This window comes from Serratia sp. DD3 (genome assembly GCF_000496755.2).
Genome location: NZ_AYKS02000058.1, coordinates 1 through 24,640 on the forward strand (window position 1 = coordinate 1; position 24,640 = coordinate 24,640).

General features: G+C 50.6%; 25 protein-coding genes and 1 pseudogene. 19 read left to right on the forward strand and 7 right to left on the reverse strand.

What is annotated here, in order from left to right; genetic code table 11:
- Both IO95_RS10590 and IO95_RS23480 read left to right on the forward strand, forming a co-directional pair.
- Nucleotides 1-298 (forward strand): annotated as a pseudogene (locus IO95_RS10590) (IS4 family transposase); the annotation flags it as partial.
- Nucleotides 299-599: 301 nt separating this feature from the next.
- A complete protein-coding gene (locus IO95_RS23480) occupies nt 600-1,475 on the forward strand; it encodes a winged helix-turn-helix domain-containing protein (protein WP_051791188.1) in 876 nt (291 codons plus the stop codon).
- Nucleotides 1,476-1,620: 145 nt separating this feature from the next.
- Here the strand turns inward: IO95_RS23480 and IO95_RS10600 are convergent, their stop codons facing one another.
- The 5 genes from IO95_RS10600 to IO95_RS10620 all read right to left on the reverse strand — a co-directional run bounded on the left by IO95_RS10600 (nt 1,621) and on the right by IO95_RS10620 (nt 8,427).
- On the reverse strand, nt 1,621-2,754 hold the full coding sequence (locus IO95_RS10600) for a Gfo/Idh/MocA family protein (RefSeq protein WP_023491093.1): 1,134 nt from the start codon (nt 2,752-2,754) through the stop codon (nt 1,621-1,623).
- A gap of 9 nt (nt 2,755-2,763) precedes the next feature.
- The gene (locus IO95_RS10605; protein ID WP_023491092.1) at nt 2,764-3,792 is read right to left on the reverse strand and encodes an ABC transporter permease; all 1,029 of its coding nucleotides are present in this window, start codon (nt 3,790-3,792) and stop codon (nt 2,764-2,766) included.
- Nucleotides 3,793-3,803: 11 nt separating this feature from the next.
- Nucleotides 3,804-5,351, reverse strand: a complete 1,548-nt coding sequence (locus tag IO95_RS10610; protein WP_023491091.1) for a sugar ABC transporter ATP-binding protein — start codon at nt 5,349-5,351, stop codon at nt 3,804-3,806.
- 54 nt (nt 5,352-5,405) lie between these two features.
- Nucleotides 5,406-6,335 (reverse strand): substrate-binding domain-containing protein, encoded by a 930-nt coding sequence (locus IO95_RS10615; RefSeq protein WP_037385266.1) that lies wholly within the window; start codon nt 6,333-6,335, stop codon nt 5,406-5,408.
- Nucleotides 6,336-6,921: 586 nt separating this feature from the next.
- Nucleotides 6,922-8,427, reverse strand: a complete 1,506-nt coding sequence (locus tag IO95_RS10620; RefSeq protein ID WP_023491088.1) for a CoA-acylating methylmalonate-semialdehyde dehydrogenase — start codon at nt 8,425-8,427, stop codon at nt 6,922-6,924.
- A 391-nt stretch (nt 8,428-8,818) separates the two neighbouring features.
- Here IO95_RS10620 and IO95_RS10625 point away from each other — a divergent pair, with 391 nt between their 5' ends.
- From IO95_RS10625 to gspS, 4 genes are all read left to right on the forward strand, one after another.
- A complete protein-coding gene (locus IO95_RS10625) occupies nt 8,819-9,271 on the forward strand; it encodes a GNAT family N-acetyltransferase (protein WP_023491087.1) in 453 nt (150 codons plus the stop codon).
- A gap of 276 nt (nt 9,272-9,547) precedes the next feature.
- Complete coding sequence (locus IO95_RS10630) at nt 9,548-9,829, forward strand: hypothetical protein (RefSeq protein WP_037385246.1); 282 nt, start codon at nt 9,548-9,550, stop codon at nt 9,827-9,829.
- Nucleotides 9,829-10,167: a hypothetical protein gene (locus tag IO95_RS10635; protein WP_037385247.1), complete on the forward strand. Its 339-nt coding sequence runs from the start codon at nt 9,829-9,831 to the stop codon at nt 10,165-10,167. Before IO95_RS10630 ends, IO95_RS10635 begins: the two co-directional genes overlap by 1 nt.
- Nucleotides 10,168-10,480: 313 nt before the next feature.
- Entirely contained in the window at nt 10,481-10,873 is a 393-nt protein-coding gene (gspS, locus tag IO95_RS10640) for a type II secretion system pilot lipoprotein GspS (protein ID WP_037385249.1), read from the forward strand.
- Nucleotides 10,874-10,919: 46 nt separating this feature from the next.
- Here gspS and gspB read toward each other — a convergent pair whose 3' ends face one another.
- Nucleotides 10,920-11,495, reverse strand: coding sequence for a type II secretion system assembly factor GspB (gene gspB, locus IO95_RS10645; RefSeq protein WP_023492405.1), 576 nt, complete (start codon nt 11,493-11,495; stop codon nt 10,920-10,922).
- Between the two features lie 316 nt (nt 11,496-11,811).
- On the reverse strand, nt 11,812-12,117 hold the full coding sequence (locus IO95_RS24060; RefSeq protein ID WP_081878553.1) for an IS1 family transposase: 306 nt from the start codon (nt 12,115-12,117) through the stop codon (nt 11,812-11,814).
- 319 nt (nt 12,118-12,436) lie between these two features.
- Here IO95_RS24060 and IO95_RS10650 point away from each other — a divergent pair, with 319 nt between their 5' ends.
- From IO95_RS10650 to IO95_RS10710, 13 genes are all read left to right on the forward strand, one after another.
- Complete coding sequence (locus tag IO95_RS10650) at nt 12,437-13,552, forward strand: GDSL-type esterase/lipase family protein (RefSeq protein ID WP_037385253.1); 1,116 nt, start codon at nt 12,437-12,439, stop codon at nt 13,550-13,552.
- Between the two features lie 135 nt (nt 13,553-13,687).
- On the forward strand, nt 13,688-14,545 hold the full coding sequence (gene gspC, locus IO95_RS10655) for a type II secretion system protein GspC (RefSeq protein WP_023489895.1): 858 nt from the start codon (nt 13,688-13,690) through the stop codon (nt 14,543-14,545).
- Between the two features lie 33 nt (nt 14,546-14,578).
- Complete coding sequence (gene gspD, locus IO95_RS10660; RefSeq protein WP_235186763.1) at nt 14,579-16,528, forward strand: type II secretion system secretin GspD; 1,950 nt, start codon at nt 14,579-14,581, stop codon at nt 16,526-16,528.
- On the forward strand, nt 16,525-18,030 hold the full coding sequence (gene gspE, locus IO95_RS10665; protein WP_023489897.1) for a type II secretion system ATPase GspE: 1,506 nt from the start codon (nt 16,525-16,527) through the stop codon (nt 18,028-18,030). The genes gspD and gspE overlap by 4 nt, the downstream gene beginning before the upstream one ends.
- A 1-nt stretch (nt 18,031) precedes the next feature.
- The gene (gene gspF, locus IO95_RS10670; protein WP_023489898.1) at nt 18,032-19,255 is read left to right on the forward strand and encodes a type II secretion system inner membrane protein GspF; all 1,224 of its coding nucleotides are present in this window, start codon (nt 18,032-18,034) and stop codon (nt 19,253-19,255) included.
- A 28-nt stretch (nt 19,256-19,283) separates the two neighbouring features.
- On the forward strand, nt 19,284-19,712 hold the full coding sequence (gspG, locus tag IO95_RS10675; protein ID WP_023489899.1) for a type II secretion system major pseudopilin GspG: 429 nt from the start codon (nt 19,284-19,286) through the stop codon (nt 19,710-19,712).
- On the forward strand, nt 19,712-20,263 hold the full coding sequence (gene gspH, locus IO95_RS10680; protein ID WP_023489900.1) for a type II secretion system minor pseudopilin GspH: 552 nt from the start codon (nt 19,712-19,714) through the stop codon (nt 20,261-20,263). Before gspG ends, gspH begins: the two co-directional genes overlap by 1 nt.
- Nucleotides 20,260-20,625, forward strand: coding sequence for a type II secretion system minor pseudopilin GspI (gene gspI, locus IO95_RS10685; RefSeq protein ID WP_023489901.1), 366 nt, complete (start codon nt 20,260-20,262; stop codon nt 20,623-20,625). Before gspH ends, gspI begins: the two co-directional genes overlap by 4 nt.
- On the forward strand, nt 20,622-21,221 hold the full coding sequence (gene gspJ, locus IO95_RS10690) for a type II secretion system minor pseudopilin GspJ (RefSeq protein ID WP_023489902.1): 600 nt from the start codon (nt 20,622-20,624) through the stop codon (nt 21,219-21,221). Before gspI ends, gspJ begins: the two co-directional genes overlap by 4 nt.
- Nucleotides 21,218-22,204 (forward strand): type II secretion system minor pseudopilin GspK, encoded by a 987-nt coding sequence (gspK, locus tag IO95_RS10695; RefSeq protein ID WP_023489903.1) that lies wholly within the window; start codon nt 21,218-21,220, stop codon nt 22,202-22,204. The genes gspJ and gspK overlap by 4 nt, the downstream gene beginning before the upstream one ends.
- Entirely contained in the window at nt 22,204-23,415 is a 1,212-nt protein-coding gene (gene gspL / locus IO95_RS10700) for a type II secretion system protein GspL (protein ID WP_023489904.1), read from the forward strand. The genes gspK and gspL overlap by 1 nt, the downstream gene beginning before the upstream one ends.
- A complete protein-coding gene (gspM, locus tag IO95_RS10705; protein ID WP_023489905.1) occupies nt 23,412-23,900 on the forward strand; it encodes a type II secretion system protein GspM in 489 nt (162 codons plus the stop codon). Before gspL ends, gspM begins: the two co-directional genes overlap by 4 nt.
- On the forward strand, nt 23,890-24,633 hold the full coding sequence (locus IO95_RS10710; RefSeq protein ID WP_023489906.1) for a type II secretion system protein N: 744 nt from the start codon (nt 23,890-23,892) through the stop codon (nt 24,631-24,633). The genes gspM and IO95_RS10710 overlap by 11 nt, the downstream gene beginning before the upstream one ends.
- Nucleotides 24,634-24,640: the final 7 nt, after the last annotated feature.

Genomic DNA, 24,640 nt, shown 5'->3' on the forward strand with positions numbered 1-24,640 from the left:
GGGAATGGGTCAGGTTCGGATCAAAAATCCGGCAAGACGCGATCGATTATTTCTGTTCAGTGCGCTGGCGATAGTCCTGTTGACGCTGCTGGGCAAGGCAGGAGACAGCGCGGGTCTGGAGCGAACGATCAAGGTCAATACCAGCAAAAGCCGAACATATTCATTTTTCCGACAAGGTGTTATCTACTATCAATTACTGCCTAAAATGAAAGAAGCCTACGCGATATTGTTGATGGAGAAGTTTACTTATTACCTGAGGCAGCATCGGTTATATACCCGCACACTTGGCATTATTTGAGTCTCTAAAAATGAGGGGATCTCTGAGCTCCCTGAGCTGAATAAATCCTCCCCTGATAGCCCTCCCTGCTCAGTCAGGTTTGCACCATTGCTCATAAACCGCCGAGAACTAAATTGATACAAATCGCAGTCATGCCGCTAGTTACCCCGTTCAGTCGCTTGCTGCCCATACCTCAAGGAGCGTTGAGTGCCACTCTCTGGCGAAAACTTGAATCGGCGTGGTATACATAACTATTTTTTTTACTATAATTGAAGTGAAATCAGTTACTCTTGATAAAAATAACTGTGGTTGGTTAAAAAAAATGACAAAATTTGTTATTAACGACTTGGTTACTTACATCCCGGAGCAACATCGGCTGCTGCCGAACGGGAAAAAAGGGAATGAAACTATTTTAAATATTCCAGCCAGTCGATGCTTGCAACTATTATTATCAAACCCCGGGAAAGTCATTAGTCAGCAGGATTTTTTTGCCTTTGCCTGGCAGAGTCAAGGGCGTTATGTCACTAACAATACCTTTTATCAGAACGTATCACTGTTAAGAAGGGGGTTAGTGAGTGCTGGCATCAAAGAAGAAGTCATCAAAACCGTCCCTAAAAAAGGTCTTTTATTCTGTGGTACGGTACAGGTTTTAGATGTTGAAACTACTACCTCAGAGACTGTTGAAACCGCCACCACAGAGACAGCGGCTCCCATTAACTTCGAGCAAGAAAATGATATAGAAAAAAGGGTAGATAAGAATGAGGTACCGAATCCTACCCGCCATAATAAAGGGCTGTTAAAAAAAAGCCGGGCACTGTTATTCAGAATTAATGGCCGGTTTATTATCATCAACCCCATGCTATTGCTGCTGATTGCCTTTTTATTAATCTATCTAGCCAGTAACTATAGACGAGAACAGGTTTTCGTCAGCTCGCATATTAGAATCGCTAATATGGATCAATGTACTGTCTATGTTAATAAAAACGAGATGAATTTAACCAATGAGGGTTATATACAGTTCCTCAAAACAAAAAATATCGTCTGCCGACCCAATCAGTTCATTTACATTACTGATGAAGCAACCGCATCCAAATCATCAGAAGTCGCACAACGTTGTGATAAATTAGATAATGATAAGGTGAAATGTGAAACACTTTACCCTATCGATACGGCCCGACAAATTCCCCCTGCCAAATAAAAAACCATCAACCATTTACTATATTGATATCGCGCCTGCCCCCTCTTCAGTGGGATACCCAACTGAAGAGGGGGCATTTTCATCGGGCAAGCACAGCACGATCCATACCTAACGCATCAAACGGCTTTTCCCAGTTGATATCTCGTCAAACAATATCAATCACGTTCAGCCAGCGCCCTTCACGGTGGGAAAGAGCGATCGCATCCAGCACCCGCGATACCTTCCAGCCCTCTTCGAAGTCCGGCCACATTGGCATATCAGCCGCGATGCCATCCACTAAGTCACGCACTTCTACCGCCTTTTGATCGTTAAAGCCGATGCCATGTCCGGCCCCCATGCAAAATGCAGCATATTCCGGATGTTCTGGCCCCACCAGCAGTGTGCGGAACCCCTGGCGATTAACCGGGTCGTCATGCAGATAAAGCTGTAGTTCTGCCATACGCTCCTGAGTGAAACGGATAGCCCCTTTGGTACCGGTGATAACGTAAGACAGTCCCATTTTACGGCCACAAGCGATACGGGAGGTTTCAATCACGCCTTGTGCGCCGTTAGCAAAACGCACCATCGCATGCGCCTGGTCTTCATTTTCCACCGTCACCCGTTGTGTTGCGCCGACATAAGCCGGACGCTCAGGAACAACAATCTTTAAATCACCACAAACTTGCAGGATGTCACCTACCAGGTAGTGCGCCATATTGACAATGTGTGCCGCCAGATCCCCCAAAGCCCCCAACCCGGCAGTTTCTTTGAAACAGTGCCAATGAATGGGGGAAAGTGGATCAGCCATATAGTCTTCATTATGGGTTCCATAGAAGTGGATGACTTCGCCAATCTCACCACCGGCGATAATCTCTTTCGCCAGCGCCGCCGTCGGGTTCTTCATATAATTGAACCCCACCAAGGTTTTGACCCCCGCCTGTTTTGCTGTATCCACCATTTCGCGCGCATCATGGGCATTCAGCGCCAGCGGTTTTTCCGAGTACACATGTTTACCATGGTGGATCGCCGCCAGCGCCATCTGTTTATGCAGATGGTTTGGCGCACAAATATCTACAACATCGATGTGTGGATCAGCCACCAAAGTACGCCAGTCGCCGGTAGAACGGTTGAAGCCAAACGCCTGCGCCCGCTCTGCTGCCAGCTCTGGCGTCACCTCAGCCACCATTTCCCGTATCAACTTGCCTCGCAGGCTGAACACCGTGGGTGCCTGAGCATAAGCAATCGCATGTGCCTTACCGATATACCCGGTACCAATCAATCCAATACGTACTGGTTTCATCCCCCCCCCTTATAATGCACCGCGACGGCTCTTGGCATAGGTGTCAAAGGCCACCGCCAATACAATAATCAGGCCAGTGATAATCTGCTGGTAGTACGCGGACACATTCATTAATACCAAGCCATTAATCAGGACCCCCATAATGATGGAACCGATGATGGTGCCAGTGATACGCCCATATCCCCCCATCAGTGAGGTACCACCAATCACTACCGATGCGATCACCCGCAACTCAAAAGAGATCCCAGCCACCGCTTCAGCACTCCCCAGACGGGCACTGAGGATAAAACCCGCCAGCCCAGCCAGGCAGCCAATCAGCACATAAACACTGACCAACACGCGTTTCACATTCACCCCAGCAAGCCGCGCCGCTTCTGGGTTACCGCCGATGGCATAAACAAAACGCCCCCAGCGCGTTTTATGCAACGCCAGATAGCCACCAATGGCCACCAGTGCAAAGATCCAGATAGGGATTGAGATACCCAATAATTCGCCACGACCCCACCAACGGTAACCCGCATCGAAACCGGCAATCGGCGCCCCATCGTTAATCACCAGCGTCAGGCCACGCCAAATAGTCATACCTCCCAGCGTGACAATAAACGGTGGCAACCGCAGGCGAGTGACCCCAAGACCATGCAGAAAACCAATCAATGTCCCCATCGCCAGGCAGATACTCAGCCCAATCAGCCAACTCATGCCCCCCCAAGCGTTAGGGTCAGCGGTGGTAAAGTTATCACCTTTAATAATGTAGGCAGCGGTCATGGCACAAACCGCCAGAATAGACCCGACAGACAGGTCGATCCCGGCGGTCAGAATGACAAACGTCATCCCCACGGCCAAGATGCCGTAGATGGATACCTCGGTCAGAATATTGAAAATATTACGTTCAGACAGGAAATTACTGTTCTGCAACTGGAAAAAAATCAGCAGCAAGATCATAAAAATCAACACACCAAAACGCTCGAAAAAAGCGATCAGGTCGATATGCCCGGGGCGCTTTATTGCCGTCTCGGTTTTGGAAATCATCTGCGTCATGGAAAACTCCGTTATGCCACGTTAAGGGAGTGGTGGTTGATCGCCATCATCATCATCAGGCGTTCTTCGGTAGCATCATCACCATGGACCTCACCGGTCATCCGGCCTTCACTCAGCGTGATAATGCGATCAGAAACGGCCATCACTTCGGGTAGATCGGATGAAATCACGATAACCGCCACCCCCTGCTTCGCCATATCAAACAGCACCTGGTGCACTTCTGATTTGGTGCCAACATCAATACCCCGTGTAGGTTCATCGACAATCAGCACCCGCGGATTGAGTGCCATACAACGGGCAAGGATCACCTTTTGCTGATTACCCCCAGAGAGCTTGCGGACCTCCTGCTCACTGTCGACCATTTTGATCTGCAGTGCCTGACGGTAAGCGTCAATCAGTGCATCTTCTTTGCGGGTATTGATAAAGTAGCGCCAGCGCAACAGTGAGGAGAGGCTGGAGAGCGACAGATTGTCACGGATCGACAACCCTAATACCGCCCCCTCTTTTTTGCGATCTTCCGGCACCAGTGCGATACCCTGATCCAGTGCGTACATCGGGGTACTCGGCTGGTAGGGCACACCATCAAGCTCAAAGGCTCCAGAGGTAAAGCCATCGGCACCAAACAAGCAACGCGCCACTTCGGTACGCCCGGCCCCCACCAAACCAGCAATACCCAGCACTTCTCCGGCATGCACATGGAAACTAATGTCATGCAAAGCAATACCATGGGGATCCAGTGGTGGCTTTTCACGGCACAACCCGTTGACTGCCAGGCGAATGGGTTGCTGCTCATGATGCGTTTCGCTGGGTGGCCGGCGATTAAACGCCACATCACGCCCCACCATCAGGCGGATCAGTTGCTCTACCGTGGTGTCGGCCACCTTACCGCTGCCGGTGAAGCGGCCATCCTGAAATACCGTGAACTGATCACAGAGCTGGAAAACTTCGTGCAGACGATGAGTGACGTAAATAATGCTGACACCGCGCTCTTTGAGTTCGCGTACCACGCGATGTAGGCTTTCTACTTCACTGTCGCTCAGCGCCGCAGAAGGCTCGTCCATAATGATCAGCTTGGCGTTCAACGTCAGTGCACGGGCAATTTCCACCATCTGCTGTTGCGCCACACTCAAACGCGCCACCGCGGTGGTCGGCGCAATATTCAATTGCAGGTGATCCAGGATCGCCTGCGCCTCCTGATTTACCGCTTTTTCATCCACAATCAGGTTACCTTTGCGCGGTTCACGCCCCAGAAACATGTTCTCCGCAACACTCATATTGGGCAGCAAGTTAAACTCTTGGTAGATGGTAATAATGCCCCTGTTTTGCCGCTCTACTGGCGAATCACCCAGCGGCAGCGTTTCCCCGTTAAACCAGATGTCACCTTTGCTTTGCGGCTGAGCACCCGCCAACGCCTTAAGCAGGGTGGATTTTCCCGCTCCGTTTTCACCCAACAGCGCATGAATTTCACCGCTCGCCACAGTTAACTGGGCATTACTCAACGCCCAGACGCCGGAAAAGCTTTTCGCCAGGTTGGTCACTTTCAGTAAGGGTCGCAACATCGTCCAGCACCTTCTTTAGTGAGGGCCACCACCAGCGTAGTGGCCTTGATCAAATCAGTTCCCGGCTTCGCTAATGCGCTCAGCCTGCTGTAGGGTTTCTTTGGTGATCAACAATGGCGGGTAATCTGCCCCGGTGATGGCTTTCTTCTCACGCACGTTGGCAACCAGTTGACTCATCGCCGTCTGTACCGCATAACCGGGGCGCTGATCCGCCGTCAGCACCATCCAGCCATCGCGCACACGTGCCAAGGCTTCCGGTACTGCGTCAAAACCGGTTACCAGAATTTCCCCCGGTTTTAGCCCTTGCCCCTGCAACGCTTCAATCGCCCCCAACGCCATATCGTCGTTGGCCGAAAGGATCACTTGCGGGCGCTTCGGCAGCGATGGCAGCACACTTTCTACAATGCGCATTCCTTCAGAACGCATCCAGTTACCGGTCTGATCGGCGACAATACGATACTTTTCACCGCCGGCTTTCAGGCTGTCGCGAATACCTTTGGTACGCTCGATATTGGAAGAGGAGCCCGGTTGCCCAGTCAGCAGGATGATGTCTGCACCATCGGGAAATTTGGCTTTCACAAAGTCGCCAATCGCCAGCCCTCCGTTGTAGTTATTGGCACCGAAATGCGGCACTTTCTTCTGGCTATCGACGGAACGGTCAAGGGTCACCACCGGCAATTCTCTCTCCTGAATTTCATCTATCGCATCGGAAACGGCGTTGACATCATTGGGTGAGACAATAAACCCCTGAGCACCACGAGTAATGGCATTCTCCAGGTCAGCAACCTGCTTGGGCGAACTGCCCTGACCATCCAGGACCTGTAGCTTCACGCCAATCTCTTTCGCGGCTTTGACTGCGGTACGCTGCATATGAACTTCAAACGGCATGGCCAGATTCGGCGTACTGAAAACAATTTGTTCGTTCTCGGCCATTGCCGCCCCAGAGGTGACTGCGATAAGGGCGGCCAAGATTAGTTTTTTCATCATTATCTCTCTCTATGTAGGGTATGTTTTTCAATGTGCAATACTCAATGTTCACTGTTGCCCGAAGGACGATGGATTGCAGGAGGTATAGAGGTTTAATAAATCTGACCACGACACAGTGAACCCACCACACAAAATAAAACATACATTTTATTTTAATAAATATTAGAAAGGATATTTTGAGATGAGGTTAACACTTTTATGACACTCTCGATGCGTTTTGTTATCAATATCACAACATAAATCGCTTGATTAATGAGCGCAAATCAGGCAGTGGATGAAATAAAAATTTCAAAAATGAGGACCTAGGGGGAAAATATCGATTATGCCAACCAATGGGGCAGAGAGGGAACGCAGCCATCAGCGCTATCAACCCGATATGGGTATCCGCCACCAATAGAGTTGATGCGCACCAGTAACGAGATACCGAATAGAAGCTATCGTAAGTGCTGATCAGGAAGTCGTATTAATGCTCAAGGTGTGGTAAACCAAATCCGCCGACAGCAGCAGGGGAAACACGGTTTGCTGTCATCGTCACCCTCTTGACCGTCCTTGGTCATCGGTTCCATTTTTATCAACTCACCTTTTAACCCAGTGTTGGCATGGAGAATGAGGCACCACTATCCTGTTGCATGTCCGGCCAGCGAGCGGTGACGGTTTTCATCCGGGTATAGAAACGAACGCCATCGTTGCCATGGACATTCAGTGGACCAAAAATGGAACGCTTCCAGCCACCAAAGCTGTGAAAGGCCATCGGGACCGGGATTGGCACGTTAACCCCCACCATGCCCGCCTGTACCTCCTGGCAGAATAACCGCGCACAACCGCCGTCACGGGTGAAGATCGCCGTACCGTTGCCATATTCATGGCGATTAATCAAATCCACCGCACTGTGGTAATCGGCAACACGTACCACAGCAAGCACCGGGCCAAATATTTCCTCTTGATAGATGGTCATCTCTGGTGTGACGTTATCGAATAACGTTGGACCGACAAAGTACCCCTGCTCATGCTGTTTGACGTGAAAATGGCGACCATCAACTCTCAGCTTGGCCCCTTGCGCTTCACCACTATCGATATAACCCAAAACCTTACTGCGATGTGCCGAAGAGATCAGCGGCCCCATCTCATTTTCTGGTGTCTGGTCCAACCCAGGTCCAACCCTCAGTTCGGCAATCTGTTTTTCCAGCCGCGCACAAAGATCATCTGCAGTTTTATCACCCACCGCCAGCACCACCGACAGCGCCATACAGCGTTCACCCGCCGCACCATACGCCGCCCCCATAATGGCGTTAGTGGCCATCTCCATATCCGCATCCGGCATCAAAATACAGTGGTTTTTTGCTCCCCCCAGCGCCTGGCAGCGCTTACCGTGCGCCGAGGCGGTCTGATAGATATATTCCGCAATCGGTGTCGAACCAACAAAACTCACCGCCTGGACACGCTCATCGGTGAGCAACACATCCACCGCTTCCTTATCCCCTTGCACCACGTTGAATACACCATCTGGTAGGCCGGCCTGTTTCAGCAGTTGTGCCAGCGACAGGGCCAAAGAGGGATTTTTTTCCGACGGTTTAAGAACAAAAGTATTACCGGTGGCCAGCGCTATCGGGAACATCCACATCGGTACCATTGCCGGAAAATTAAAGGGCGTGATCCCGACACAAACCCCCAGCGGTTGCATCAAGGAGTGGCTATCCACCCCGGTGCCCACATTGGCTGAGTGCTCCCCTTTTTGCAGATGGGGGATCCCGCAGGCAAACTCCACCACCTCCAGGCCGCGTGTCAGCTCCCCTACGGCGTCCGAGTAAATTTTGCCATGCTCTTCACTGATAAGCCGCGCCAGAGCGTTCATGTTCTGTTCTAGCAAGGCTTTAAAACGGAACATCACCCGTGCCCGTTTCAGCGGTGACTGACGCGCCCACGCCGGAAATGCCTGCTGGGCAGCCGCAACCGCCTGCTGCGTTTCCTGCACCGTGCTCATGGCCACCTGACGAATTTGCTCACCGGTAGCTGGGTTAAAGATCGCCTGCACTCGCTGGCCTGAACCGTTGACACATTCGCCATGAATAAAATTCGCTACCGTTTCCATCCAAACCTCTCGCTGTTGATAGGTGACTGTTATCCAACCACGGACAATGAAATAAACATTCTATTTTAATTTGAAATAAAATAAAGCCTAAATATTGTGATCAGCCGTGGGTTTTTATGCCTTCAAATGGGGTTATTGGCATCAACCACGCTAAAAAGGCATTTCACACAGGCTTTTATTTGGATTAAAAATTTCACTTATGACCGGTTCTGAATGACTGACAATCAACAATGCGGTTTAGGGTTTAGCATCACCAAACGATGCCTGTGGCGGAAATTATTGACCGTATAGAGACCCATGATATTGTCGTGTCTATCAGTTTCTCGCCTGTTCAGTTAGCCACCGACGCGTTGCGCTTGCTGATGACATCTATTCAAGAGGGAATAAAAAAATGGAAAATACGCAGAGCTGGTGTCAGCAGCCATACACTATCACTACCGATCGCAAACAGTTTGATATTGAAGCTATTCATCAATACCTCACTCGTTCAACCTGGGCCGCTGGCATTGATGTTGATACAGTAAGAGAAAGCATCGATAACAGCCTGTGTTTTGGGCTCTTTGAGAGGGATAAGCAAATTGGTTTTGCTCGCCTGGTGACCGATGGCGTCACCTTCGGCTATCTCTGCGACGTCTATATTCTGGAAGCTTGGCAACAACAAAAACTGGGGCGCTGGCTGCTGGAGTGCTGCCAATCCCACCCGGTGATGGCTCGGCTACGAAGAATTATGTTAGTCACCTCTAGCGCCCCGTGGCTGTATGAAAAAGTGGGGTATAGCCCAGTAAACTGTGAAAATTTTGTCTGGCAAATTGTTAGGCCTGATATTTATCAGCGTTCTCAATAGGCTATCCAGGGACACCAGAACGCACCTGAGCGTTTTTTCCGGCTTCATCAACCATCCAGTGAAGAACACGTGAGAGTAAAGGGGGGGTAAAATTTATCATAAATATTTACCCCCATTGTCCTATAATGGTATATTACAAAATGAAAGTCGGTATAAGCCGTTCGTCATTCAAGCTACAGGGTTACTAGTTGCTATCATGACCATTTCGGCATGCTGACTTCAGAAGGAATGACGCTCAGCGCACACTTTCACCCAGTAAACAGAGAGGAAAAACCGATGACAACGATTTCGCAGAAGTCAGCCCGTGAAATGCTTGGCACACCAGAGCAATTTAGAGGCGGTGTTTATGTAACCAAAAACGGAGTTGCCGAACTATTTATTCAGACTGCAGAAGAACGCGAAGAAGAACTAATAGAACGCCATCAACAGCAACAAGTCAATGCCATGCTGAAACTGGTCAGCCTATCTCAGCATGATTATGAACAAGGCCATCATAACTCAGCTCGGGACCTGTTAGCCCGGAGACGAGCGCACAAGTTAAATAATAGGGAGCTATAATGGCGATAGCTTTAACTACTCAGATAACAGAACAAACCCTAAATATCATCCAATCATTTAAGGCGGAAAGAATACCTCTCAGTGAAGCTGAAGACTTTGTCTCTAACCTTCTGGAGAAGGCTATCGTCGATATTGAGGCCAATCCCCTGCAATATCCCATCGACCAAACAGCATTGCTACTCGGTGTTAGATTACATCGATGGCTTGACCCGACTGGCAAATATATTTGCCTTTTTCGCTACCTACCGGCGACTGATGAAGTGATTCTGGATATCTTTGCCAACACCAAGCAAGACTGGTTATCCTTGCTTTATCTTGTCCAGATCTCAAGACCCTAGCAGATGTTAACAACCGCGTCAGTTATTTATACTCAAGCCCGCTAAAATTACCGGTGGGCAGAAATAGCACCCCACGCCATTAACCCCCACCCAGTGGCAATGCGGATGAAGAGAAACCCATCTGAGTTGCGGGTTATCGGTTTAAGTGCGAGTGCTTTAGAAGATGAGGTTAATGTTTAATCGCTGGTATCGCCCTAACTCCTGTGAGTCGTCCTTTCAGCGGAGATAGAAAAACATTTCGCTCAATTTAGTGACAGCATGGGTGGAATTGTTAGAATAGAAAGCTCTTAACCCAAAGAACATAGTGATTATCATGCGATTATCTCTAGTTTTTCGCCTTATGCCCTTGTTGTTAGTGCTGGGAATTACCGGTTGTCAACAACCCCGTTCTTCTTTGCAAAAAGGTCCGGCTACTGCTAACGAGCAAGTAGAACAATTGGCTTCGGTGGTTGCCGGAACCAAATATCTGAAATATAAATGTAATCGTAGCGATTTACCTAGCGATGATGTGATTAACAAAGCAGCCTATCAAGTGGCTAAAAAGCGGGGGTGGAATACCGCTGATTATGGCATGCTGCCGCAGCGTAGTGAGGCCATTTATCAAGGATTGATAAGAGACAACACGCCAGAGCAAACCAAATGCAGCAGCTTTAACAGCCTGTTAGCACCCTTTGCCGATGAGCTGCGTGCAGCAAGCAACATTTAGTGTGATTGTGATGCTCAACCCTGTGCATCCAGTTTAATACGGCAGGTTATTCTGCGTCTGCTGCGGTAAGGCCTGCTTTATCAACCTTACCGCCAGGCCAATCCTCTAGCGCGATGAGTGTGAATACCTCGCCATTAAAGTTGAATACCGTCGCATCCTGTTGAATCTGTTCAATGGTGAGGTTAGGCGCAGGGCTCTCCCCTTCTTGGTAGCGCTGCCCGTTCAAGGTGATGCTGCGTTCATCATCTTCTGAGGAGTAGACATGAGCACTGTATTTCAATGGGGCTACTTCATCACTGGGCAACGGGGGTATCACTTCTTTTGATTCGACTGGTTTTGGCGCAACTGGTTTTACCGGTTTATCAGCATCATGCACTGGTGCCGGTTCGATAACCGCCTTAGCCACTGCGGGCTTTACTGTTGCTGTATGTGGCGCTGCGGGGGAAGCAACCTGTGTCAATACCGGTGCCGCGTGCGCCTCATTGTTACGCCAGAACTGACCTGAAAACCAACCGAACGCCACCAATAACAATGCGTAGATGGGTAACAGATAACCCGGGATAAACAGCCCCTTGGCAGAGGGTACACTGGCTTGTGGATCTGATTCCGATTTATGGTTCACGTCCCTGATCCTTTGATTAATCATCATCTACCCAGTCATCGATTAGGTACAATCGGTTAACCGGGGCAATAAAACGCTATCTTTTCAGTGGGCACAGGTCAAGAGCATTGAACCGATATTGATGTACCAGCACTGACGATGGAAAGTAAAAAATGTTTCAATATGTGATTCACAAATATTTAATATTTTTTGACTACGAGCGTAATCATTCTAATATATGAAGCAGCAGACCGCAGTAGAATAACAGAATAAACTTTTGTGATTCGAATATTAGATAATTTCAAATACGGCATATATTCAATGAGTTGATAGCGCGTCAAACGTAATACTCGCGTTCCATTAAAGTACCGATGATCCTGCCAGGTTTGCAGGATGATCTTGAATACACCGAGGTGTTACGATTGAGGCGTTTCAGTCGGTTACTCAACGTCAGATTTTCACGCTCAATATGCTGTGTATAAAGCTTGCCAACGATATGCTTCGCCGTAGGCAGAGCGTCCTTGTAAGCCCTGTAACCGCCAGTACACCAGAAAGTGACATTGAATTCCAACAGTAGTTGGAACAAATCGCACAGTGTTTTCTTTCTTAATCGGAGATTTACACGCCAGTTAACATAATGAATACTTGACCTGAGATGTCGGGTTCTTTATCATTCCCTTTGATGAGAATATTCTGATGCTGAAGCACATATCCTCAAGAAAATTGAATGTAAGAATAACGTTTTGCATGAGTAACCCTCAAGGGAATTCTACGCAGCCGACGTGCTGCTCAGTCCGTGGGGCGACAATCTAATTAAACAGGCAGTTACGCCATTTTAATTACAGTCCCACTCCCTGTCCTCAACCCCATTAACGCCGTTATACTTATACTGTTATTATGCTAACTAAGGGTAACGTCAAAAATTTCTCGTGCTTGTAAGGGAATCTTGTTAAGGAATAACGATGAAAAGTCATATATCTAAACTTGTAAAAATCTTTCCGCTTGCGCTGTTCTTGTTGGGGGTGCAGCATCTTCATGCTGAGCCGCTTCGCGTAATGGCGCTGGGTGATTCCGTGACTGCCGGGTTTTCTACTCATAACTATCGCGCCCAGCTTGCTCAGCAGGCCCGTTCTGTTGCTTGTGATATAGACTGGGTTGGGGCTTTCGGGGATACGTTGCCCTCGGTAGTTTCTCGCCACTCAGCGATTTGGGGAGTTACTGCCGCTACAGTAAATACCTCGTATATTAATACTTGGATGGATACCGCCCGTCCAGATGTGGTTCTCATGATGCTAGGTGCCAATGATATACAAGCGCTCCGTATTGCTCCAAACGTTGTGCTCAATAGCTTGAGTAGCATCATCGTGAAAATACGTAACAAAAATCCTGAGTCCAAGATTTTTCTTGGTCGTTACCCGAACATACGACCAGATATCCCCAGCATGAAAGTATTCAATGATTCGATAGCCGAATTTGCCTCAAAATCAGACGTAATCTTTGTGGACCATTCGGTTGATTTCAATATCGCGGTGGGTTCTGATCATGTTGATGCGACTCACCCGAATGCAAACGGGGATGCTAAATACGCCTATAACTGGTTTAAGGCAATGGTGAAGCATGGAATTTGCGATAATAGTCCAGTGCTTTCGAATGTTGCCAAGGACAAACCAGTATCCGCCAACGCTACTCGATTTGGTTATGGTAATCCTTTCCTAGCTGTCAATGACATCGTCAATGCTACCGGATGGCAGCGCCATGCCTCAAATAGCTCTGATGAGACACTTGAGATAGATTTGCAAGGTAACTACAGTTTGAAGTATTTTGAATTGTATCAACACAACTTGGCTGTCTATAACACCAAAACATATCGCATAGATATAAGTAACGACCGTCATAATTGGGAAACAATTGTGACCGAAGATGATAGTCCTGTTGGGCGAAACACTCATAAGATTGATCCTATTGAGGCTCGATATGTCCGTTTGGTCTTGCTTCCTCCTTTTGGCGCGGGAATAATCTCTGTCAGAGAGTTCCGTGTGATGGGTACCCCAATAGCCATAGGTGAGGAAACTCAATGAAGACCTTAGCGTTGAGGTTGAGATAGCTAACAAACTCAGTTATGTATTCAAGATGCTACCTACACCCAAGCAGATTGGATACATGACGAGTATAGACCAGTGGCAGCTATCAGGAGGCCAGCTAAGGAAAGCGTAATGCGATTTTCGGTGATGTTGTTAGCAATAAAAGAATCTACATTCAGGCTGTTAACACCACGTTGGGTGATGTGTGTCGTCTCTCTGCTGATTTGTAACCAGCTCGCCTTGTTGACCTGGCAATGGTGGCTATCGCCCGAAATATCCCATGTGCAACTATCCAAAGCGCCGTTGACGCCTGCCAAAACTAACGCGAGTACTCCGTCAGACAGTACTCGCTTTACCCTGTTTGGGACTTCGCCCTCCGTCTCTTCAAGCACGGTGACTTCGGCATCTAGCGATACGCTACTCAACGCACCACCTTCTTCTTTAAAAATCAACCTGACCGGTATTGTTGCCAGCGCCAATGCAGAACGCTCCATCGCGATTATCGCCAAAGATAACAAGCAATTCAGCCTTGGCATGGGGGATCAGGTACCCGGTTATGATGCCCGAATTGCCTCTATTTTTGCCGATCGGGTGGTGATCTCTTATCAGGGGCGTTATGAGTCTTTGTTGCTATTTAGTGAACAACCCGTAGCGGTTAAAAAAAATGAACAATCCCCCTCAGCGTCCCAGCTCAAGGCGCAACTGCTCAAGCAACCACAAAACATTCTTGATTACCTGACTATCTCGCCGGTGATGGTGGATAACAAGCTCACTGGCTACCGCCTGAGCCCCGGTAAACAAGGGGAATTATTTCGCAAGGTCGGGCTGCAGGACAACGATCTTGCCGTCGCATTAAATGGGCTGGATTTGCGCGATGCCCAGCAAGCTCAACAGGCACTGAAACAGCTTTCAGAACTGAGTGAACTGAACCTTACCGTTGAACGGGGTGGTCAGTTACAGGATATCTATATTTCTCTTGGAGATAACTAATTGTTGAATGCAAAAATAATCAGTCGCTTACGCATCGTGGTGCTGGTTGCGCTGTTGTTGGGCGTCAGACAGGGCTGGAGTGCTGAGTTTTCAGCCAGCTTCAAGGGAACCGATATCCAGGAGTTTATTAACACCGTCAGCAAGAATCTGAATAAAACGGTGATTATCGATCCTGCGGTGCGTGGCACGATCACCGTTCGCAGTTACGATATGCTCAATGAGCAGCAATATTATCAGTTTTTCCTCAGTGTATTAGATGTTTACGGGTTTGCCGTAGTGGATATGAATAACGGCGTACTCAAAGTGGTGCGTTCCAAAGATGCCAAAACAGCAGCCGTGCCGGTCGCCAGCGATGCCCAACCCGGGGAAGGTGATGAAGTAGTGACGCGAGTGGTCCCCGTTCATAACGTGTCCGCTCGCGACCTGGCACCGTTACTGCGTCAATTGAATGACAATGCCGGGGCAGGCAGTGTGGTGCACTACGACCCCTCTAACGTGTTGTTGATGACCGGTCGGGCGGCAGTGATCAAACGTCTGATGGAGATTGTTGAGCGGGTTGACAAGGTTGGCGACCGCAATGTGGTCACCGTCCCGCTGGAGTATGCGTCTGCCGCTGAGGTGGTCAAACAGGTCACCGAATTAACAAAAGATACCAGTAAATCAGCCGCGCCGGGTTCAATGACGGCTACCCTGGTCGCGGATGAACGAACCAACGCAGTATTGGTGAGTGGGGAACCCAACTCCCGTCAGCGTATTATCGCCATGATCAAACAACTGGACCGCAAGCAGTCGGTACAGGGCAATACCAAAGTGATTTATCTCAAGTATGCCAAATCCACCGATTTAGTTGAGGTCTTAACTGGCGTCAGCGCGGGTATTCAAAACGACCAAAAGGGTGCCAAACCCACGGTCGCACTGCTAAAAGACGTCACCATTAAAGCCCACGAACAAACCAACTCACTGATCGTCACCGCCGCGCCAGATGTGATGCGTGACCTGGAGAATGTGATCAACCAATTGGATATCCGCCGTCCGCAGGTACTGGTGGAAGCCATTATTGCCGAAGTGCAAGACGCTGACGGCTTGAATCTGGGGATCCAGTGGGCCAACAAAAATGCGGGCATGACGCAGTTCACCAATACCGGCCTACCGATCACCACCGCGATTGCGGGTGTCAATCAATACAACCAGGATGGCACGATTAATAATGCCTTTGCCAGTGCCATTAATAGCTTTAGCGGTATCGCTGCCGGTTTTTATCGGGGCAATTGGGCCATGTTGCTGACGGCCCTTTCCAGCACTAGCAAAAATGACATCTTAGCAACACCGAGTATTGTCACACTGGATAATATGGAAGCCACGTTCAATGTGGGTCAGGAAGTCCCGGTGCTCTCCGGTTCACGCACCACGTCAGGGGATAATATTTTCAACACCGTGGAGCGTAAAACGGTCGGTATTAAGCTCAAGGTCAAGCCGCAAATCAATGAAGGGGACTCGGTGCTGATGGAAATTGAGCAGGAGGTTTCCAGTGTGGCAGATTCTGCCTCCAGCAGCAGTGCCGATCTGGGGGCCACCTTTAATACCCGGACGGTGACTAATGCGGTGTTGGTGGGTAGTGGCGAAACCGTAGTGGTCGGCGGGTTGCTGGATAAATCAGTGCGCGAAAGCAACGACAAAGTGCCGTTACTGGGGGATATCCCGGTGCTGGGTTATCTGTTCCGCTCCACCAGCAAACAGGTCTCCAAGCGTAACCTGATGCTGTTTATCCGCCCAACCATCATCCGCGATCGTGATCAGTTTCGTGGTGCCTCAGCAGACAAATATCAGGCCTTTAACCAAGAGCAGGAACAACAGCGGGGCAAAGAGAGCACCAGCACCACGCTCACCAACGATGTCTTGAAGTTACCACCAGACCAAAATGGGGCCACGTTCAACCAGGTTAATGCGGCGATCCGCGCCTTCTATCCACAGGGGGGACGATGAGCACACTGCTGGAGGGCGTCAATGAGTTACGCCCGCAGTTGCCTTTTGCCTACGCGCGCGCTCAGCGTATTTTATTGCTGCAGGATGACACCGGGTGCCGAGTGCTGCGCGTGGCAGAGACGGCAGCCAGTGCCTTGCTTGAAGCGCGTAGAGTTGCCGGGTGTGACCTGAATATCAGTACTGTGTCGAGTGAGGAATTTGAGCAGCAGTTGGTACTGAGCTACCAGCGTGACTCAAAAGAAGCCCGGCGTTTAATGACCGATATCGGCAATGAAATGGATTTTTATACTTTGGCGGAAGAGTTGCCTGATAGCGATGATTTGCTGGATGCCGATGATGATGCCCCCATTATCCGCCTGATCAATGCCATGTTAACCGAGGCGATTAAAGATAAAGCGTCGGATATCCACATCGAAACCTATGAACGCCATTTACAGATTCGCTTTCGGGTCGATGGCGTGTTACGCGAAATCCTGCGGCCACAGCGGCGGTTGGCGTCTTTGCTGATCTCGCGTATCAAAGTCATGGCCCGGCTGGATATCGCTGAAAAACGCATACCGCAGGATGGACGCATGGCGCTACGCATCGGTGGGCGAGCCATTGATGTGCGGGTTTCCACCTTACCTTCCAATTATGGCGAGCGGATTGTTCTGCGTTTACTGGATAAAAACAGTGTCAGCCTGGATCTGGCCACGCTGGGCATGTCATCACAGAATCAGCAACAGATCGATGAGCTGATCAGGCGGCCACATGGCATTATCCTGGTCACCGGCCCCACGGGCTCCGGTAAGAGCACCACGCTTTATGCGGCCTTGAGTCGGCTCAATGCCAGTGAACGCAATATCATGACCGTCGAAGACCCCATCGAATATGAACTTGATGGCATTGGTCAGACTCAGGTCAACCCCAAGGTGGATATGACCTTTGCCCGTGGCTTGCGCGCTATTTTGCGTCAAGACCCCGACGTGGTACTGGTGGGTGAGATCCGTGACAGCGAAACTGCCCAGATTGCGGTTCAAGCCTCATTAACCGGGCACCTGGTGCTATCAACACTGCATACCAACAGCGCACTGGGAGCGTTATCGCGCTTACAGGATATGGGGATAGAGCCTTTCCTGCTATCCACCTCCTTGCTGGCGGTATTAGCACAACGGCTGGTCCGCACCCTCTGCCCTGATTGTCGTCAACAATATCAAGCCGATAGCGCATTAGCTGAACAGCTGGGCATTCCCACCGGAACCCCACTCTGGCAGCCGCAGGGCTGTCCACAATGTAGCTTTACCGGTTACCGTGGACGTACTGGTATCCATGAACTGCTACTGGTTGACGAGCGAGTACGGGCAGCGATTCACCGGGGAGAGAGTGAATTCGCTATTGCCCGTCAACTGCGCAATGAATACACCACATTACGCCTGGGTGGGCTGGAAAAGGTCTTGGCGGGTGAAACCAGTTGGGAAGAGGTGGTGCGCGTGACGGAAAACCAGTCTCTGGAAGAGGAATAACATGGCGCTATTCCATTATCAGGCATTAGACGACCACGGGAAAAAACGGCGGGGGCTGCAAGAAGCCGATTCGGCCCGACATGCCCGCCAGTTATTGCGTGAGCAAGGGCTGGTGCCTGTCAGCCTGGAAGAAACGCAGGACGAACGCCAGCAAGCCCAAGGGGGTCAGCGGCGCACTTGGCGGCGAGGGGTCAGTAGCGCCGACTTGGCGTTGTTGACTCGTCAGTTGGCGACCTTGGTCGCGGCCTCCTTGCCATTAGAAGAAGCCCTGGATGCGGTGGCAAAACAGAGTGAAAAACCTCGCCAACGTAGCTTGATGGCGGCGGTGCGCACCAAAATCCTCGAGGGCTTCTCCTTGGCGGAAGCCATGGGCTGTTATCCAACCAGTTTTGAGCGCTTGTATTGTGCGATGGTGGCAGCGGGTGAGGCCTCCGGCCATCTGGACCTGGTGCTGAACCGGCTGGCAGATTACACCGAACAGCGCCAACAGATGCGCGCTCGTATTATGCAAGCGATGATTTACCCCTGCGTGCTGACGCTGGTGGCCGTAAGTGTGATCGCCATTCTGCTTTCTGCGGTAGTGCCCAAAGTGGTGGAACAGTTTATTCATATGAAACAGGCGTTACCACTCTCCACCCGTTTATTAATGGGGACCAGTGATGCGGTTCGAACTTTTGGCCCTTGGGTGTTGCTGCTGTTACTCCTGGGGATATTGCTGATGAGAATAGGGCTACGCAATGAAGGGCGGCGCACCGCTTTTCATCATCAGCTACTACGCCTGCCAGTGCTTGGCCGTATCATGCGCGGCCTCAATACCGCACGCTATGCCAGAACGCTAAGTATCCTCAATGCCAGCTCTGTGCCCTTGTTACAGGCAATGCGCATCAGCGGTGAAGTGCTGACCAATGAATATGCCCGCCACCAGTTGTCATTAGCGACTGAGTCGGTACGTGAAGGGGTGAGCCTGCATCGGGCCTTGGAAATGACCGGGTTGTTTCCCCCGATGATGCGCCACATGATCGCCAGTGGTGAACGCAGTGGTGAGCTGGATAGCATGCTGGAACGTGCAGCAGATAATCAGGACCGGGAGTTCGCCGCCCAAATGCAGTTAGCCTTGGGGTTGTTTGAACCTTTGCTGGTGGTGAGTATGGCGGGAGTGGTGTTGTTTATCGTTTTGGCGATCCTGCAACCCATCCTGCAATTAAATAATTTGATGAGTATGTAAATTCAATCGACAAATAACGGAGATAGCGATGCGGCAACAGCGTCAGAGAGGCTTTACCCTGTTGGAAATCATGGTGGTGATTGTGATCATTGGCATCCTGGCAAGCCTGGTGGTGCCTAATCTAATGGGGAATAAAGAGAAGGCAGATCAGCAGAAAACAGTCAGCGACATTATGGCGTTAGAGAGTGCGCTGGATATGTACAAGCTGGATAACAGCCGCTACCCCAGCACTGAGCAAGGGTTGCAAGCACTGGTCACTAAACCTTCAGCCCAACCCGAACCACGCAGCTATCCGCAAGGGGGCTATATTCGCCGCTTGCCACAGGATCCGTGGGGGGCTGATTACCAGCTACTGAGCCCTGGTCAGCACGGTCAGGTCGATATTTTCTCTTATGGCCCAGATGGTACGCCGGATACTGAGGATGACATCGGTAACTGGACTATCGGTAAGAAGTAATGCGTCAGCGCGGCTTCACGTTGCTGGAAATGATGCTGGTGGTGCTGCTGATCGGCAGTGCCGCCGCATTGGTGGTGATGTCATTTCCAGCGATGCAGCAGAATACCCCAGAGCTGCAATTGAAGCGCTTTCAAGCTCAGTTGGAATTTGCCATTGATGCCAGTGTGCAAAATGACCAACTGTTGGGGCTGCAGATTCGGCCAGACGGCTGGCAATTCCTGATGCTACAGCGTCAGGCGACCGCCAAGAATGCGTCAGCACCGGGGTCAGATATCTGGCAGGGCTATCTTTGGCAGCCGTGGCAGCCGCGCCAGGCATCGTTGGGGGGGCAAGTTCCTGATGAGATGCCCCTCCAGTTACATTTCCCTAACCTGCAGACATGGCCACCAGCGGCGGAACTGGCGGTTGAACCGGATATTCTGCTGTTGCCCGGTGGGGAAGTAACCCCGTTTGAGCTGGTTTTCAGCGAGGCGGGGAGTACCCCGTTGGTCTGGTTGCGAGTCGACGAAACCGGGGCAATCAGCTCATCAGCTAACGAAGGTGCGCCATGAACAGGCAACGGGGGATGACATTGCTGGAAGTCCTGGTGGCCTTGGTGGTCTTCTCCCTGGCAGGGTTGGCGCTATTGCAAACCACAGCGCAACAGGCGAGCGGTATTGGCCGTATGCACGAGAAAATCATCGCCAGCTGGTTAGCCGATAACCAGCAGGTTCGGTTACGCCTTGATAAAACCTGGCCGGAAAAACGCTGGATTGGCACCACCGTGAATTATGCGGGCGAGATGTGGTATCTCCGCTGGCAAGGGGTGGATACTGAGCTCGGTCAATTACGCGCGCTGGATGTTGAGGTTCGGCACAATAAAGATGATGTCGCGCCAATAGTGTCTTTACGCAGTTATAGGATGCCGGAATGAACCGTGGTCACGCACGGGGCTTCACACTGCTGGAAATGCTGCTGGCATTGGCGATTTTTGCTGCCTTGAGCATCAGTGCTTTTCAGGTGTTGCAGGGCGTGATGCGCAATGATCAAATCTCACAACGTAAAGCACAGCAGTTGGCTGACCTTCAGCGTGCCTTTGTGCAGTTGGATGGGGATTTTGGTCAAATACTCCCACGCAGTGCCCGTGGTAGTAATCCGCTGTTCTCTGCTGCGCGCTATCTCATGCAAAGTGATGACTGGGGCGTCTCTTTCATCCGCAATGGCTGGCAAAACCCGATGGGAGTATTGCCCCGTTCTGAGTTACAACAGGTGGGATATCGCTTGCGTAATCAGCAGTTAGAGCGCTTGAGTTATGCCCATACCGACCCCATTGTCGGGCAGCCCCCTACCGTCAAGGTGTTGCTGAACAATGTCAGTGCCTTTCGGTTACGCTTTTTTGCCAATGGGGCATGGCAGGATAGCTGGAACAACGCTGCAAGTTTGCCGCAAGGCGTTGAAGTCACCCTGACGGTAACAGGAGTGGGGGAATTAACCCGCCTGTTTTTGGTCACCAACGGGGGGCAAAAGTGAAGCAGCGGCAAAAAGGCGTGGCACTGCTGGTGGTGCTGCTGATCCTGGCACTGATGGTCATTATTGCCACTACCATTGCCGAACGAAATGGACGCACCTATCTGCGCACCGTCACTCAGTTAGAGCGGCAACAGGCAAAATGGTATGGGCGTTCGGCAGAAGTCTTGGCGGTGAAAATCCTACAACGCGATGCCTTGGACTCCCCAGGTAAAACACATTTGGCGCAAAACTGGGCGCAAGAAACGCGTCGTTTCCCCGTTGAAGGTGGCGAAGTGTCTGGCAAGATTACCGATAGTCAGGCTTGCTTTAATCTTAATGCCATCAATCAGGGGGCAAGCGACGAAGGGGGACAGCTTAAAGAACCTTACCCTGCGCAGGTTTTTCGACAACTGTTAATCAACCTGGGGGAAGATTCGTTGCGTGCGGCACAAATAACCGGGGCATTGCGTGATTGGATAGACAGCGACAGTGAGCCCAGTGCGGAGGGGGCCGAAGATGAAGTCTATATGGCGTTGGAGTCCCCTTATTTACCGGCTAATCAGCCGATGCAGGATATCAGCGAACTGCGGACAGTTTCTGGTGTTGATACCCCACTTTATCAGCGCCTGCTACCTTATGTTTGCGTACTGCCAACCAAGACATTATTGGTTAACATCAATACCCTCAGTGAGTCTCAAAAGCCATTATTGACGGCGTTATTTCTTAAGGAGTTGGATCCCACCATGGCGACCCAGTTATTACAACAACGCCCACGTGAAGGGTGGAATAGTACCAAAGTATTCTTGGCACAAGAGGCCCTTAAAGAGATGGATACTTCGGAGGTCAGCCCGGTGTTAGCGGTCGGGAGTGATTTTTTCGTTGCCAGTTTCGATGTACTGATGGGGGATTCCCACTACAGCCAGCGCACCCTGTTGCATAAAGCCGGTAATAACTTCCAGGTGGTGCGGCGACAATATGGATTGAGCATGATGGTGGAGCCTTGATGCATAACCAAAAGCCCGACACCCAGCCCCGGTTGATATTACGTTTACCCAGTGACGAAACGCAGCCATTGTGGTGGTATTTCCGTTCAGCAGAGCATCACCAACAAGGATATCTGTCCCCGGGAGAACAGGATGATAATCTGGCGAAGCTGCTCGCCACTTATCCTGCCAATGTTTTATTGCCTGCAAGCGAGTTTGTTTTCCACCGTGTTACGCTGCCACGCAATGTCCGCCGTCAGGGTCTGCAGGTATTGCCATTTATGTTGGAAGAACAACTGGCAACGGATGTTGAACAGCTGCATTTTGCTATTTTGCATCAAAGTGGCGATGAGTGTGAGGTGGCGGTGGTTGAAAAACGCCATATGCAGCAGTGGATAAATCGCTGTCACCAGCAAGGCGTGCGGGTGCAGGTCATGATCCCTGATGTGCTGATGTTGCCCTTGGTGACTCACGGGTGGAGTGCAGTCAGCCTCAATGAACAATGGCTGTTTCGCCGGGAAAAATATGCCGGGATGATGGTGGAATCTTCCTGGTTGCCTGAATTCCTCGCTGGCTGGGCACCCCTGATTATTGAAAGTTACTCCCCTCCCCCAACACCGAAAGTGGGCCCTGCCGAATGGCGCGAACACCCACCACGGCATTTACTGCAACTGGTGGCAGAGGGTGAGCCCTATCGTGGGGCTGATCTGCGTCAGGGTGAATTTACTCGTTCCAGCCCTTGGCGTAGCCGATTACGCCCGTGGCGATGGGTGATGATCGCTTTCATCGGCTATTTAGTGCTGCTGTGCTTCGGTGCAGGATTATCTCATTACCGGCTGTGGCAACAGGCGGAACATTGGCGGAAAGAAAGTGCGCGCTTCTACCAACAACTGTTCCCCTCTGAGAAAAACGTTGTTAACCCACGAGCGCAAATGCAGCAGCACTTGCAACAATTACAACCCGCCCAACAGGCAGGAATCAGCGTACAGATGCGCCAATTGCAACAACTGGTGACAGAGAATTCGGCTATCCGCTTTCAGGCGATCTCTTATGATGCCAACCGCAAAGAGCTAAAAGTCGAGGTACATGCAACCTCTTTTCAGGCATTAGAACAGTTCCAGACTCGTGCCGGGGAGTTCTACCGGGTGAAACCGGGTGAAATCAAGCATAACCCGGGTGGTGTAGAGAGCCGGCTGACTCTGGGGATCAACAATTCTGGGGATCAACCATGAATGAACTCAAACGCCGCTGGCAACAACTCAACCCACGGGAACGTGGGTTGCTGTTGGGATGTGGCCTATTGCTGCTGGTCAGTCTGTGCTATTACGCCCTATGGCTACCTTGGCAACAACAGGCTGAGAAATGGCAGCGTACTATCACACGTGAAAAGAGCACGGTGGAGTGGATGCAACAACAGGCCCCCCGCTTACGCCAACCACAAACCCGGACAGCCCCGGACGAGTCCCTCAGTTTACCAGCGGCAGTCGCTCAGAGCGCGGCAGCCCAGAATATCAATATTAGCCGCCTGCAACCCCAGGGAACCGGCTTGGCAGTGACGTTAGAGCCGAGTGATTTTCACCAATTGATGCTTTGGTTCAGCCAATTGGAACAACAATATCGCGTTCAGATTGTCGCGCTTGATGTGACGGCGATCGCCAATAAACCCGGATGGGTAACGGTCAACAAACTGATGCTGGATCGCAACAATGGGCAATAAGGTAAAAAAGTCCATACTTTTATTGGTTTGTTATTTATTCTTGCTGGGATGGCATGCGCCAGCACAGCTGTTACAGGTTGTTATACCCGCAGATATCAAGGTGGGTAGTTTTTCCGGCAGTTTGTGGCAAGGCAGTTTACGCCAGTTAAGTTGGCGTAGTTTTATGCTGGAAAAACTGGACTGGCAAGTCACTTTTTTTTCATTGCTACCGGCAATAACGGTTGAATTCCGTGCCCCTCAAGGGATCCAGGGGGCAGGCACTTTACGCGGCTGGAATAGTTTGCAACTGTCTCAGTGGCAACTCTCCGCCCCAGCGGATTGGGTGAGGCAACAGTTATCGCTGCCAGTGCCCATCACCGCTCAAGGGACGTTGCAGTTGCGCTTGCAACAAGGTGAAATTACCCCTCAAGGTTGCCGAGATTTCAACGGTGGTCAGCTCAACTGGCAGCATGCACAGTTGGCAACACCATTGGGGGATTTGGATCTGGCGGATATACAAGGGCAATTAAGCTGTAATGAGCAAGGGGCGCTGGCGCTGGTGTTGAAACAAGATTCTGCTCATCTGAACATGATGGGACGCGGCACCGTCGGGTTGGATGGGCGCTATCAATTCAGTGGCCAAGTACGCGACGGACCAGCGTTACCTATGGTAATGAAGCCACTGATGGCGCAGTTGGGGCGAGCCAATGCTCAAGGTCAAATCGACTGGCAAACTCAAGGACGGCTGTTTTGATGGGTAG

Excerpts from the sequence above, each read along its gene's own strand:
- IO95_RS23480 (WP_051791188.1), top strand. The coding sequence starts at position 600 with ATGACAAAATTTGTTATTAACGACTTGGTTACTTACATCCCGGAGCAA.
- IO95_RS10600 (WP_023491093.1), bottom strand. The coding sequence starts at position 2,754 with ATGAAACCAGTACGTATTGGATTGATTGGTACCGGGTATATCGGTAAG.
- IO95_RS10605 (WP_023491092.1), bottom strand. The coding sequence starts at position 3,792 with ATGACGCAGATGATTTCCAAAACCGAGACGGCAATAAAGCGCCCCGGG.
- IO95_RS10610 (WP_023491091.1), bottom strand. The coding sequence starts at position 5,351 with ATGTTGCGACCCTTACTGAAAGTGACCAACCTGGCGAAAAGCTTTTCC.
- IO95_RS10615 (WP_037385266.1), bottom strand. The coding sequence starts at position 6,335 with ATGAAAAAACTAATCTTGGCCGCCCTTATCGCAGTCACCTCTGGGGCG.
- IO95_RS10620 (WP_023491088.1), bottom strand. The coding sequence starts at position 8,427 with ATGGAAACGGTAGCGAATTTTATTCATGGCGAATGTGTCAACGGTTCA.
- IO95_RS10625 (WP_023491087.1), top strand. The coding sequence starts at position 8,819 with ATGGAAAATACGCAGAGCTGGTGTCAGCAGCCATACACTATCACTACC.
- IO95_RS10630 (WP_037385246.1), top strand. The coding sequence starts at position 9,548 with ATGACAACGATTTCGCAGAAGTCAGCCCGTGAAATGCTTGGCACACCA.
- IO95_RS10635 (WP_037385247.1), top strand. The coding sequence starts at position 9,829 with ATGGCGATAGCTTTAACTACTCAGATAACAGAACAAACCCTAAATATC.
- gspS (WP_037385249.1), top strand. The coding sequence starts at position 10,481 with ATGCGATTATCTCTAGTTTTTCGCCTTATGCCCTTGTTGTTAGTGCTG.
- IO95_RS10650 (WP_037385253.1), top strand. The coding sequence starts at position 12,437 with ATGAAAAGTCATATATCTAAACTTGTAAAAATCTTTCCGCTTGCGCTG.
- gspC (WP_023489895.1), top strand. The coding sequence starts at position 13,688 with ATGCGATTTTCGGTGATGTTGTTAGCAATAAAAGAATCTACATTCAGG.
- gspE (WP_023489897.1), top strand. The coding sequence starts at position 16,525 with ATGAGCACACTGCTGGAGGGCGTCAATGAGTTACGCCCGCAGTTGCCT.
- gspF (WP_023489898.1), top strand. The coding sequence starts at position 18,032 with ATGGCGCTATTCCATTATCAGGCATTAGACGACCACGGGAAAAAACGG.
- gspG (WP_023489899.1), top strand. The coding sequence starts at position 19,284 with ATGCGGCAACAGCGTCAGAGAGGCTTTACCCTGTTGGAAATCATGGTG.
- gspH (WP_023489900.1), top strand. The coding sequence starts at position 19,712 with ATGCGTCAGCGCGGCTTCACGTTGCTGGAAATGATGCTGGTGGTGCTG.
- gspI (WP_023489901.1), top strand. The coding sequence starts at position 20,260 with ATGAACAGGCAACGGGGGATGACATTGCTGGAAGTCCTGGTGGCCTTG.
- gspJ (WP_023489902.1), top strand. The coding sequence starts at position 20,622 with ATGAACCGTGGTCACGCACGGGGCTTCACACTGCTGGAAATGCTGCTG.
- gspL (WP_023489904.1), top strand. The coding sequence starts at position 22,204 with ATGCATAACCAAAAGCCCGACACCCAGCCCCGGTTGATATTACGTTTA.
- gspM (WP_023489905.1), top strand. The coding sequence starts at position 23,412 with ATGAATGAACTCAAACGCCGCTGGCAACAACTCAACCCACGGGAACGT.
- IO95_RS10710 (WP_023489906.1), top strand. The coding sequence starts at position 23,890 with ATGGGCAATAAGGTAAAAAAGTCCATACTTTTATTGGTTTGTTATTTA.